This is a genomic window from Pseudoalteromonas sp. MMG022, assembly GCF_021654245.1.
Taxonomy (GTDB): Bacteria; Pseudomonadota; Gammaproteobacteria; order Enterobacterales; family Alteromonadaceae; genus Pseudoalteromonas; species Pseudoalteromonas amylolytica.
Genome location: NZ_JAKFZQ010000017.1, coordinates 1 through 12,534, shown reverse-complemented (window position 1 = coordinate 12,534; position 12,534 = coordinate 1). Strand labels below are relative to the sequence as shown.

12 protein-coding genes are annotated in these 12,534 nt (G+C 44.4%); 7 read left to right on the top strand and 5 right to left on the bottom strand.

The window, feature by feature from the left end:
• Positions 1–61: 61 nt before the first annotated feature.
• Genes ribE through L1070_RS14860 form a run of 5 tightly spaced genes read left to right on the top strand, consistent with a single transcriptional unit; the run spans position 62 to position 5,574 of the window.
• Positions 62–526: a 6,7-dimethyl-8-ribityllumazine synthase gene (gene ribE, locus L1070_RS14880; RefSeq protein ID WP_070987392.1), complete on the top strand. Its 465-nt coding sequence runs from the start codon at positions 62–64 to the stop codon at positions 524–526.
• Between the two features lie 11 nt (positions 527–537).
• A complete protein-coding gene (gene nusB / locus L1070_RS14875) occupies positions 538–948 on the top strand; it encodes a transcription antitermination factor NusB (protein ID WP_070987390.1) in 411 nt (136 codons plus the stop codon).
• 42 nt (positions 949–990) lie between these two features.
• Positions 991–1,953: a thiamine-phosphate kinase gene (thiL, locus tag L1070_RS14870; protein WP_237126128.1), complete on the top strand. Its 963-nt coding sequence runs from the start codon at positions 991–993 to the stop codon at positions 1,951–1,953.
• Positions 1,954–1,961: 8 nt separating this feature from the next.
• Positions 1,962–2,447 (top strand): phosphatidylglycerophosphatase A, encoded by a 486-nt coding sequence (locus tag L1070_RS14865; protein WP_070987386.1) that lies wholly within the window; start codon positions 1,962–1,964, stop codon positions 2,445–2,447.
• A 34-nt stretch (positions 2,448–2,481) separates the two neighbouring features.
• A complete protein-coding gene (locus L1070_RS14860) occupies positions 2,482–5,574 on the top strand; it encodes a ligand-binding sensor domain-containing diguanylate cyclase (RefSeq protein WP_237126179.1) in 3,093 nt (1,030 codons plus the stop codon).
• Here L1070_RS14860 and L1070_RS14855 read toward each other — a convergent pair.
• The 4 genes from L1070_RS14855 to L1070_RS14840 form a co-directional block, all read right to left on the bottom strand.
• Positions 5,571–5,870, bottom strand: a complete 300-nt coding sequence (locus L1070_RS14855) for a DUF962 domain-containing protein (protein ID WP_070987384.1) — start codon at positions 5,868–5,870, stop codon at positions 5,571–5,573. The genes L1070_RS14860 and L1070_RS14855 overlap by 4 nt on opposite strands.
• A 44-nt stretch (positions 5,871–5,914) precedes the next feature.
• On the bottom strand, positions 5,915–7,774 hold the full coding sequence (gene dxs / locus L1070_RS14850) for a 1-deoxy-D-xylulose-5-phosphate synthase (protein WP_237126127.1): 1,860 nt from the start codon (positions 7,772–7,774) through the stop codon (positions 5,915–5,917).
• Between the two features lie 122 nt (positions 7,775–7,896).
• Positions 7,897–8,784 carry a (2E,6E)-farnesyl diphosphate synthase gene (gene ispA / locus L1070_RS14845; RefSeq protein ID WP_237126126.1) on the bottom strand — a complete coding sequence of 296 codons (888 nt, stop codon included), beginning with the start codon at positions 8,782–8,784 and terminating at the stop codon, positions 7,897–7,899.
• A gap of 3 nt (positions 8,785–8,787) precedes the next feature.
• Positions 8,788–9,030 (bottom strand): exodeoxyribonuclease VII small subunit, encoded by a 243-nt coding sequence (locus L1070_RS14840; RefSeq protein ID WP_070987378.1) that lies wholly within the window; start codon positions 9,028–9,030, stop codon positions 8,788–8,790.
• Positions 9,031–9,355: 325 nt separating this feature from the next.
• Here L1070_RS14840 and pomA point away from each other — a divergent pair, with 325 nt between their 5' ends.
• Together pomA and L1070_RS14830 are read left to right on the top strand one after the other, a co-directional pair.
• Complete coding sequence (gene pomA, locus L1070_RS14835) at positions 9,356–10,123, top strand: flagellar motor protein PomA (protein ID WP_237126125.1); 768 nt, start codon at positions 9,356–9,358, stop codon at positions 10,121–10,123.
• 5 nt (positions 10,124–10,128) lie between these two features.
• Positions 10,129–11,070, top strand: a complete 942-nt coding sequence (locus L1070_RS14830; protein ID WP_070987374.1) for a flagellar motor protein MotB — start codon at positions 10,129–10,131, stop codon at positions 11,068–11,070.
• A gap of 24 nt (positions 11,071–11,094) precedes the next feature.
• Here L1070_RS14830 and L1070_RS14825 read toward each other — a convergent pair whose 3' ends face one another.
• A complete protein-coding gene (locus L1070_RS14825) occupies positions 11,095–12,300 on the bottom strand; it encodes an aromatic amino acid transport family protein (RefSeq protein ID WP_083330614.1) in 1,206 nt (401 codons plus the stop codon).
• Between the last annotated feature and the right edge of the window lie 234 nt (positions 12,301–12,534).

Genomic DNA, 12,534 nt, shown 5'->3' with positions numbered 1-12,534 from the left:
TGCTGGACCGAAATTTCGGTACATGCTTCAGCATTGGTATTTATAAGATTAGGATCATCTAATGAACATTATTGAAGGTAACAAATATGCACCGGGCAAGAAATTTGCCATTGTTATTTCTCGTTTTAACGACTTTATCGGTAAAAGCCTACTTGAAGGTGCCGTAGATGAGTTGAAGCGTACAGGTGGCGTAAGTGATGAAGATATCACGGTTGTTTACGTACCAGGTGCCGTTGAGTTACCTCTTGCAGCTAAGCGTATTGCGATGAAAAAGCAGTTCGATGCAATTATTGCATTGGGTGTAATCATCCGTGGTGGTACACCGCATTTCGATTTAGTTGCGAATGAGTCAAATAAAGGTCTGGCAAATGTATCACTGGACTACGATATTCCAGTTGCATTTGGCGTACTAACCACTGAAAGCATTGAGCAAGCCATTGAACGTGCGGGCACCAAAATGGGCAATAAGGGTGGCGAAGCTGCACTTGGCGCTTTAGAAATGGTTAACGTGCTAGAGCAAATTTAAGAGGATCCTCTGTGAAACCAGCAGCAAGACGTAAAGCACGCATATTGGCTTTGCAAGCCGTTTATTCTTGGCAATTGAGTGGTAACCCTATCGCCGATATCGAACAACAAATGTTGATCGAGAACGATGTATCAAAAGTAGACGTTGAATATTTCAAAGATTTGGCGCGCGGTGTAGCGGTAAATCATAAGCAGCTTGATGAAATTGTAAAGCCACATTTGTCACGCCCTTTCGATGATTTAGACGAAGTTGAAAGAGCAGTACTAAGAGTGAGCGCCTATGAACTTAAGTTCAGAGATGACGTACCGTATAAAGTTGCTATCAACGAAGGTATTGAGCTGGCGAAAATGTTTGGTGCGGAAGACAGCCATAAATTTGTTAATGGTGTCTTAGATAAAGCCGTAAAAGATATTCGCAAGTAAGGCCAAATAAAGGAGAGCCGGCGTTGGCCGGCTTTTTTGTATATGAAGGAATTTGAACTCATCAATCGCTACTTCACGGGAAGAGGTATTACTCGCCGTGACGTTGATTTAGGGATTGGCGATGACTGTGCGCTGATCAGTGTGCCAGAAAACTGCCAATTAGCAGTGACAACCGATACCTTGGTAGAAGGTGTACATTTCTTTGCTGATATTCCTCCACGTGCTTTGGGCCATCGCATTTTAGCGGTTAATTTAAGTGATCTTGCGGCTATGGGCGCGGAGCCCGCTTGGGTATCGATTGGCCTAACATTGTCTGATGTTGATCAGCAATGGTTGGAAGAGTTCACTGAAGGTATGCACGACATTGCTGAGTATTATAATGTGCAGATCATCGGTGGTGATACGACCCAAGGGCCGTTAACCATTACGGTATGTGCAAAAGGGATTATACCGAAAGGTAAAGCACTGACCCGCTCAGGTGCTAAAAATGGCGATTGGGTCTACGTTACTGGTCCATTAGGCGATTCAGGCCTTGCCATTGAAGCGCGTAAACAGGGTTGGGATGTTGCACCTGAACATCTAAAAAGTGCTACTGAGCGCTTTAATTTTCCTTCGCCCAGAGTGGCTGCAGGCCAAGTCCTTAGAGGTATTGCAACCTCAGCGATAGATATTTCCGATGGTTTATTGGCAGATTTGTCTCATATTCTTCGACAATCAGGTGTCGGGGCCGTTATTCACGCTGATAAAGTGCCTACATCGGACGCGTTAAACAGTTTAGATAATGATGACGTTCGTCTAAAACTAGCGCTTGCCTACGGCGATGACTACGAATTGCTATATACAGTTAGTGACGACAATAAGAATTTGCTTGAAACTAGACTGCAGCAGTATGGCGTTGAGCCAGTATGCATCGGGCAAATTATTAATAACGATGGTAAGTTAGAATTGCTTTATCACAACCAGACATGGCCACTTCCCGATATTGGCTTTGAACATTTTAGCTAGGAGTTGCTTTGGCTAAGCAGTATAAATTTGATCTTAAACGCCCCCATCAATTTTTTGGTTTAGGCTTTGGTCTGGGATTGTCTCCAATTGCACCTGGTACCTTTGGTACGTTAGGGGCATTACCACTTATTTTTATTACCGCAAACTACCCACTGTGGTTGCAGGTAGTATTTGCCGTTGTCATCAGCGTGTTTGGCCTGTGGGTGTGTGGTCAAACAGCAAGAGATGTACAAGTGCATGATCATCCAGCTATTGTTTGGGATGAAGTCGCAGGCTTCTATATTACTATGCTGGGAGCTGCATTAAGCTGGCAATCTCTGATTGTAGGTTTTTTATTGTTTCGATTTTTTGATATTGTAAAACCTGGACCGATAAAAATGCTTGATAAAAGATTACATGGCGGCTTTGGAATTATGGTCGATGATGTACTCGCTGGTATTTTTTCATTGATTTGTGTACAGGCTTTGTTTAAAACTGGTGTTTTAACGGGCTGATATTAGGCAGAAAATAGTGTCAACTATGGACAGAATGTTAAGGTTAGTATTTGTTTTAGCAGTGGGCTTGATGGCGCACTTTGCACAGGCTTCAATTAACGATTATGTGGTCAAGCAATGGAACTTACAAAACGGTCTGCCTTCTCAGTCTATTAAAAGCATCACACAAGATAAACAGGGCTATATTTGGCTGGCGACTCAGTTTGGTTTAAGTCGCTTTGATGGTCAAAAATTTACTAATCTCACCACACAAAATACCGACTTTCTGCGCTCTAATGCAATTCATAAGCTACTGGTTGGCAGAGATGGGATGCTATGGATAGGCACGCGTCGTGGTGTGCATCGTTTAGACCCACAAACACTGGAAGTGGAGTCACTGGATATACAAGGTCCAGTTAGAGATTTATTGGAAGACCAGCAGGGCAGCATTTGGGTTGCGGCAAATGGATTGCATTACATTTCTTATGCTAGCCAGTCTGTTGCCAATAGACCATCGTTCCAGCCTCGCAAACTCTCTGCGGTTCGGATTAATCAGATTGTTGGGGCAGTGACCAAAATGGCATTGGCGTCGGATGGGATCTGGCTTGTCAATGAACGCCATCTGCTGAAAATTAAACAGTCTAGTTCATCTACTGAAAATGCATTTAGGCTAGAGCTATCCAGCCGCCTTTCGCTTCCACAACAACTGGCTCAAACCATTCTCCACGACTTGGCTTGGATAGATGGACGCTTGTTCTTGGCAACTGAGTTGGGCGCATATTTTCTTGATATTGACGAAGTGCTGCGCCGCTATGATGAAATTGGCAACACCGCAGTGTACAAGTTTATGAGTGATGGCGAAGGTGGAGTCTGGGTATCGACCTCTAATAACTTGATGTTTAGAGAAGGCCGAGGCGAGTGGCAGTCTGTGCGCCCCGTACTTTCGGAGCAAAGTGTATGGTTCTCTGACATTTTTAAAGATAAAGAAAATAACATTTGGTTGGCAAGCCTCAACGAGGGGTTGTGGTTTGCACATGCAGGAAAAGTGGAGCGTTACTCGGTTGGCGATGACGTCAATCAAGGGATCACGGCCATTACTCGCGCGCCCAATGGCCAAATCTGGGTAGCAAATCGCTATGGCGTAGGCGTTTTAGACGATAACAATGAGTATCAGCAAGTGATTGATATGAATCGCTTACAGCGTCTTACGGTCAATGACCTTGAGTTTCAAGGAGACGCTTTGTTGATGGGCACTGACAGGGGAGTTTTAACCTACGAGCGGGGGGAGCTTCGCAGCCTTCCACATCGAGAGTTAAGACAAAACCCGGTGTTTTCAATTAGCCCTTCCAATGAAGGCGGTTTGTGGTTTGGTACGGGGCGCGGCCTGTATCGATTGGAGTATTCAGAGTTAGCACCATTTAATTACAATACCTTCCTAGGCAGTCAATTCGTGACTTTTGTAGTGGACTTTCCTACGTTTGGCTTTATCGGCACGAATAAAGGTGCGTATCGCTACAACGAGCGTGGTATTGAAAAACTGGGTGGTCAAACATCACTAGAAACCGCTTATATTACTAGTATCTTTCATATTCAAGATGTCGCGACGTTAATCGGATCTTGGAGTGACGGACTGTTTTACCGCACAGCTGCTGGCCAGTGGTATCAGTTAGATGCATCAAATGGTTTGCCATATGGCTCTATCACCTCACTCTATTTTGATAAGCAGCTTCGTCAAGTATGGGTTGGTACAAAAAAAGGCGTATATCGTATGCCTGTGGCTCAGTTCAAAGGGCCAATCACAAACCTTAAGGTTGATCAGGTTATTAGCCAGTTTGACAGGCAGCTAGATGGTAAAGCTAGCCGTTGCTGCTCAGGGTTTGGCCATGATGCGGTTATGGAGACAGCGGATGCTATCTGGTATCCAAGCTCTCAAGGTGTGGTTAAAATCCCCAAAAACATGCAGCTATTTGGCTCTGATGAATTACGGCTAAAATTGGAAGCTGTTTTTACACCAGAACGTCGAATCGCTGGTGATGCGTTAAAAGACAAGGTTTTTCTTGATACCTCGGAACGTGACTTGACAGTGCAATACACCGCGATTGATTTTTACGCGCCACAAAGCATTGAATTTAGATATCGACTGCTGAGCAATGGCATCACAAGTGGGGATTGGCGTGAAACCCCAAACCGTCAAGATGCTATTTACACCAACTTATCACCAGGCTCATATGTATTTGAGTTACAGGCGAAAAGACGAGGGCAAGACTGGCAAGCGGCAACTTCCAAACAGGTAGAGATAGCGATCCCTAGACGGTTTGATGAAACCATGTATTTTAGACTGTTGATCACCTGTGGCTTTGCCTTCTTATTCTATTTGATATTCTGGGTTTTTAGAGCACAGGAGAGACGCAAGCATCAAGCGCTTGAGGATTTAGTAGCCGAACGTACTACGGAACTTAGAAAAGCCAATGAAAAGCTTAATCAGGTTAATACGCAATTAAAACTGGTAAGCCATACCGATGAGTTAACAGGGCTGCGTAGTCGTCGTTTCTTATTCGATCAGCTCCCCAAAGATGTCGAGCACTTTCAGCGTAATGCTCAGTCGTTACAGCAGCAAAACAAGAGTCTGGTGTTGATGATACTGAATATCGATAAGTTCAGTAAAGTAAATGACGCCTATGGGCCTATTGGTGGTGATAGCTGTCTGCAGCAGATGGCAGCCTTACTGAACTCAAGAACGCAGGGCTCAGACTATGTAGCGCGCTGGAGTGGTGATGAGTTCTTACTGCTTCTTCGTGACTTCAAACGTGATGATGTGGACAACTATGCTAGGGAGCTATGCAAAGCCGTCGCAGATTTTGATTTCATGCTGCCCAATGGTAAGTCAATGTCTATGAGTATCTCAATGGGGTGGTCATTGTATCCACTACCTTTATTGGGAGGACAAGTGATTGGTTGGGAGGCATCGGTCAACCTAGCTGACATCGCACTGCACCAAGTAAAACAACGCGGTGGTGATGGTGCCGCAACGATTATATTTGATGATCAACTAGACGCTTTTGAGTTTGAGCAAAGCAGTAATGTCGAATCGCAACTTGAAGTACTGCAAAGTAATGGTCTAGCAGAAGTAAAAGTTTGGATGCGCTAATCTTGTCTGGTTATCCATCGCCAATACATCAGCCAATCAGCAAGTAATGAATAAAACGGATGTGTAAAGGTCGCAGGTCGGTTTTGTTCAAACACAAAGTGACCAACCCAAGCAAATCCGTATCCTGCGCAGGGGGCTAGGAGTAAATACAGGGGATTTTGCCAGTAAAGTGCCGCCAAGCAGGTGATGATGACCAAAGTACTACCCAAGTAGTGACAGGCTCGACACCATGGATTTTGATGCTGTTCAAGATAGAATGGGTAAAACGCTTGAAATGACTTAAATCGCTTGTCCATGAATAAACCCTAGAGATAAAAAAAAGGAGCCAACGCTCCTTTTTTTATACTAGTTTTTGCACTTTTTGCAAAATGCTTTGTTCATCAAGGTGCATCTGTGCATGCATTTCATCCTGTGTCCCATGCTTGATAAACTCATCGGGCAAACCTAAGTGAGTGATTTTAGGTGTCACTCCGATACTTGCAAAAAACTCGCTCACAGCGCTGCCTGCGCCACCTGCGATGGCATTGTCCTCAAGGGTGACAAAGTGCTCATGTGTTTTGGCAAGTTCACTCAATAACTCGGTATCCAGAGGCTTTACAAAGCGCATATCAACGAGCGTGGTATCGCATTGCTCAGCGGCAAGTTTTGCATTGTGTAGCAAAGTGCCAAAGTTAAGTATGGCAATCTTCTGAGCGCTTCTTAACAGGTTTGCTTTGCCAATGGGTAGCTTTTGCATGTCCTGTTGCACGTTAGCGTCTCCGGCGCTACCTCTTGGGTAACGCACTGCGGCTGGGCCGTTATAGTTATAGCCGGTATGAAGCATCTGACGACACTCGTTAGTATCACTGGGCGTCATGATAACCATATTAGGGATACAGCGCATAAAGCTTAAATCGTATGCGCCTTGGTGTGTTTCACCATCAGCACCAACTACACCTGCACGGTCGATAGCAAACAGCACAGGTAAGTTCTGTAATGCGACATCGTGGATCAATTGATCGTAGGCTCGTTGTAAGAAACTTGAATAGATAGCTACAACTGGTTTTAACCCCTCACAGGCAAAACCCGCAGCCAGTGTTACAGCGTGCTGTTCAGCGATAGCAACATCAAAATATTGCTCGGGGTACTCTTTTGAGAAGCGCACCATACCAGAGCCTTCACGCATAGCAGGCGTGATAGCCATTAGCCTTTTATCATCAGCGGCTTGATCACATAGCCATTCGCCAAAAACCTTAGAGAATGTTGGCGCGCCAGGTTTCGATTTTGGCAAACTATGAACACTAGGATCGAATTTTGGCACCGCATGATAGCCAATCGGATCGGCTTCAGCAGGTTTATAACCTTTACCTTTTTGGGTTTTGATATGCAGCAGCTGAGGACCTTTCAAATTACGCATATTGCGCAGCGTATCAACCAACATGTTAACATCGTGACCGTCAATTGGGCCGATGTAATTGAGCCCTAGCTCCTCGAAGAAAGTGCCCGGTATAACCATGCCTTTTAAGTGCTCTTCCATGCGGCTGGCGAGCTCTTTGACTGGTGGTACGCCTGATAGTAGCTTTTTACTGCCTTCACGAATATTGGTATAGAAACTACCCGATAAAATTCGTGCAAAATGGTTGTTTAGCGCGCCGACATTTTCAGAGATAGACATTTCATTATCATTCAGCACTATCAGCATATCTGATTTAATATCACCAGCATGATTCATTGCTTCAAATGCCATACCTGCGGTGATGGCGCCATCACCTATTACTGCAACGGTTTTTCGACCTTTGCCTTCTTTTTGCGCAGCGATGGACATGCCTAACGCAGCAGAAATAGAGGTACTTGAGTGGCCAACACTGAATGTGTCGTACTCACTTTCTTCTCTATAAGGAAATGGGTGTAAACCATCTTTTTGACGGATCGTGTGAATTTTGCTGCGACGACCCGTTAAAATTTTATGTGGATAAGCTTGGTGCCCAACATCCCAAATCAAACGATCCTCAGGGGTGTTATAGACGTAATGTAAAGCCACTGTGAGCTCAACCGTGCCTAACCCTGAAGCAAAATGACCACTGCTTTGTGATACTGAGTTTAATAAGTAATCTCTCAGCTCATCACTGAGCGTGCTAAGTTTGTGCTGCGGTAACTGTCGCAGTTGCTTTGGTTCATCAACCAAAGTTAATAAGGGGTACTTGCTACTATCCAATTTCATCGTATCGATTATTTGTCCTACGCAAACTTCGCACAATTATATACAAAGGCTGCGGTTAATTTTATTTATTTTATGCAAATTAGCCATTAATTTGTCATGAATTTAGACTAAGTGAGCGACTTTTAATATTTCCGCTCAATAATATAGTGAGCTAAGCTTGCCAGAACTTCGGTATCTTGTTCTACCTCTTCTAAAGCGCTTAGCGCTTGCTGAATTAAGCTGTGGGCTTTTTGCTTGGCACCATCCAATCCCAGTAATGCAGGGTAGGTAGACTTTTTGTTCTCAATATCAGAACCTTTAGGCTTACCTAAAGACTCAGTATCCCCTTCAATATCAAGGATATCGTCTTGCACCTGAAATGCTAACCCAATATTTTTTGCATACAAACGCAACGCACTAAGGGCCTTGTCGCTGACATTGGGCGAGCATAATGCGCCAAGCTCAATGGCCGCACCGAGCAAGGCGCCGGTCTTTAGGCGGTGAATACGCTCCAGATCTGCAAGTGATATAGCGTTGTCTGTTCCCGCTAAATCGAGCGCCTGACCACCGATCATACCTTGTAGTCCTGCGGCTTTCGCCAGCGCATTGATCATTTTAATTTGTTGCTCACAAGCGACTTTAAAGCGGTGCTCGCTGAGTAGTTCGAAGGCGGTGGTTTGCAACGCGTCACCTGCAAGGATCGCTTGTGCTTCATCAAAGGCGATGTGGCAGGTCGGTTTACCTCGACGCAGGTCGTCATCATCCATGGCGGGTAAATCATCGTGTACCAACGAATAGCTGTGAATGCACTCCAGCGCGGCGGCGGCTACGTCTAAATCTTCCAGCGCTGCGCCAAACATTTTACCTGTTGCGTAAACTAAAAAAGGCCTAAGCCTTTTACCACCATTATTAATGCTGTAGTAAGTCGCAGCTTTAACGGTCTCATCAGTATCTAGCGGTTGAGCAAAGTAATTGGCGATAAATGCCGCTAGACGCGATTGGGTATCTTGTAGTTGTTCTTGTAATTGCACGGTCTATTCCACGTCACCTTGAAATGGTACGGTTTCACTGTGCGTATCATTGGCCATAAGAATTGAGACTTTTTGTTCGGCTTGTTGCAGCTTGTTGGTCGAAGAGTTAGCCAAAGCAATACCACGCTCAAACTGTTTTAGTGATTGTTCAAGAGTGAGTGAACCTTGTTCCATAGAGTGAACAATTCCCTCTAATTCGGCCATTGCTTCTTCAAAACTCAGATTTTCTGGTTTTTTTGTTGCCATGATGATGTCTCGTTTCCTAACCAATTTAAGACTAAATGAATTTAAGAGCCCAATTCTAGGGCCATTGTGGTGCGAGGTCAAAGTTTGCAGGACTATTTTGCGATACAGTGACACTTAAGTTATCGGTTTTTGTACCAAAGAGTGATTCGCAATTTCGGTGCTTTTTAATATAATTGACTTAAGATATTCAGTAGCTTGCCGATAAACAAGAGCTTAGTAAAAGCATTGCACTCTTTACAATAAAAAATGGCATATGTTTTGAATGTATTTTGACATTGGACATCTTAGCAATAATTTAGAATAGATAAGACTCTCTGGAGGGTATGTGGATTTAGCAACCGTTATTGGGATCCTGGGCGCAATAGGCCTGATTATTATGTCCATGTTCATGAGTAGTGACGGTGAGATAGTCATGTTTGCTGACGCTGCGTCGGGCGTCATCGTGTTTGGTGGTTCATTATTTATCGTATTAGCAAACTTTTCTATGTCTAAGTTTTTTGCCATCGGCAAAGTTGTTGGCAAAGCGTTCATGTTCAAAATAGAAACCCCTGAGGAGTTAATTGAAAAAGCGGTCGAGTTAGCTGACTCAGCACGTAAAGGCGGGTTCTTAGCGTTAGAAGAGGCAGATATACCCAATTCGTTTATGCGCAAAGGGGTCGATATGTTAGTGGATGGCCACGATGCGGATGTGGTCAGAGCGACATTACAAAAAGACATCTCGCTAACTTCTGACCGTCACGAATCTGGTGCACAACTATTTAAAAAGCTCGGTGATATCGCACCGGCGATGGGGATGATAGGTACACTCATTGGTTTGGTTGCCATGTTATCTAATATGGATGACCCTAAAGCCATCGGCCCTGCGATGGCGGTGGCACTTTTAACAACACTTTATGGCGCATTTTTGGCCAACGTTGTGGCCATTCCTATTCAATCAAAATTAGAGCTGCGTAAAGACGAAGAAGAGCTAAATCAAAGATTAATTCTAGATGCGATCTTGGGCATTCAAGACGGTCAAAACCCTAAAGTTATTGAAGGAATTCTGAAAAACTACTTGCCAGAGTCAAAACGTCTTCATGAGAAAGAGGAATAGCGACTATGTCTGACGAGAAAGAGTGTAAATGTCCGCCCCCAGGTTTGCCTGCGTGGATGGGAACATTTGCCGATCTAATGTCGCTACTCATGTGCTTTTTCGTGCTATTGCTGGCTTTTTCAGAAATGGATGTATTGAAGTTCAAGCAAATTGCAGGCTCAATGAAGTTCGCATTTGGTGTACAAAATAAAATTGAAGTTAAAGATATTCCAAAGGGGACCAGTGTGATCGCCATGGAGTTTACCCCAGGCAAACCCGAACCAACACCAATCGAAACAATTCAACAGCAAACCGTTGAGATGACCCAACAAATGCTAGAGTTCCAAGCCGGTGAAGAAAGCTCGGCTGGGGGACGTCAGGAGCAGCGCGGTAACAAACGCGGTGGTGAGTCGCAGAGCACGTCGCAAGAACAGGCTATGACACAAGCGATCGCGGCGGCAGAGCAAGAGCAGGTCAATGAACTCGTTAAAAAAATTGCTCAGCAGATGGAAAAGCAAATCATGGATGGAGCAATAGAGCTTGAATCTCTGGGCCAACAAATAATCATACGAATACAAGAAAATGGCGCGTTTCCATCGGGGAGTGCATTTTTACAACCAAAGTTTACACCGGTGATAAGAGAGATTGCAGAGTTACTAAAAGATGTGCCAGGAGAAATTACAGTCTCTGGGCATACCGACGACTTTCAGGTGAGTAATGAGTTGTACAGCAACAACTGGGATTTGTCGGCCACAAGGGCGGTAGCAGTGGCCAGTGAAATGGTTAAAGCTCCTGGCTTTGATAAGAATCGTTTGGTGGTAGTAGGTCATGCTGACACGAGACCTTTGGTACCTAATGAGAGCAATGCCGACAGACGACGCAACCGTCGCGTTGAGATTTCAATCTTACAAGGTAAGCCAAAAGAATCAGACCCAATCGAAGTCAGACAGAATCCACAAGGCAACTAATTTTAGTTGCCTTGTGATATGTTGTTATCCAAGAGAAGGAATAACTCCCGTCATTTGTAAGCCCTGAGCGGCAATGATTACGACGCCACATAGTGCGGCCATTGCAAGACCTAATGTGCCTCCTCGAACCTGATAGCCTGCGACATGGGCACCTTGACGGCGCTGTGACCATACCATCGCTACGGGTAAAAATACCGCAAGAACGACCAGTGCAATAGCCGCATAACCTAAGGCCATGATAAACCCTTGTGGGTAAAATAATGCAAACCCTAATGGCGGTAAAAAGGTGATTAAGGCTGTTTTGCTTCGCTCCAAGTTGCCATTGCCCTTTTTAAATGCATCCGCAAAGAAATCAAACAACCCTAAACTCACACCTAAAAATGATGTGGCAAGCGCTAAATCCGCAAAAATAGTGACAAACGTAGTAATGTGGGGATTGTGGGCAATGTTAGAGATATTGCTGACAAACCCAGTTAACCCCTCGCTTTGCATTAAGCTTTGCTGGCTCATCACGCCTTGGCTTAGCAGCTGCCAGAAAACATAAATAGTCAGTGGTAGTGCCGCACCGAACATCATAACGCGACGCAGTGTTTTAATGTCTAATCCCACATATTTTACAACAGAAGGGATAGAGCCATGAAAACCAAAAGAGGTAAACACGACAGGAATCGCTGAGATCACCAGTCCTTGTTCAATAGGCATATCTAACAGATGTTGCCCATGCACATAGGGAGTCAACACAAAAAACAGGCTAGCTAACACCACGATTTTAACGCTAAACAGGACTTTGTTGAGTTTGTCTACTGTGCTGGTGCCTGCGGTCACGACCGTGGCTACGATAATGGCTAAAATCACGGAACCGACTTGTGGTGCAACTTGCATGCCTAACAAGTTGTTAATTTTTTCTTGTAATTGGGCGCCGCCCCCTGCGATATAGGCTGCACACAGCGCATAAAATAAAAAGACCATGGAAAAGTTGGCAACATATTGGCCGCGTTTACCTAAGATAGACTTTGCAAGGGTATTAAGCGTTGCATCGGCACTGGCGTATTGGTGAAGTTCTAGCATTAGTAACGCGGTATAGGTCATCAGTAACCAAGACAGCACAATTAAGACTAATGCTGTTGTAAATCCTAATCCAGCAGATGCAATCGGAAGCGCTAGCATACCTGCGCCTATCGTTGTACCTGCGACGATCAGCATACTCCCCAGTGTTTTATTTTTAAGCACAAATTGCCCCTTTGTGTGTGAGAGAGTCCAGCAAGATATACTGCTGTGTTAAAAATTGAAATAGTTTTGCCATAAATCAATGTTAACGGTTGTAATCTATGTTTTACGAGCTGGTAATTTAGGAACAGAATGTAGCAAACTAGCTCGCTGAAAATGGTCTTACCACGATGGGAATTGGCAAAAAAAAGCGCCCATAAGGCGCTTATATAAATAATCTGATTGTTATTTCACTTC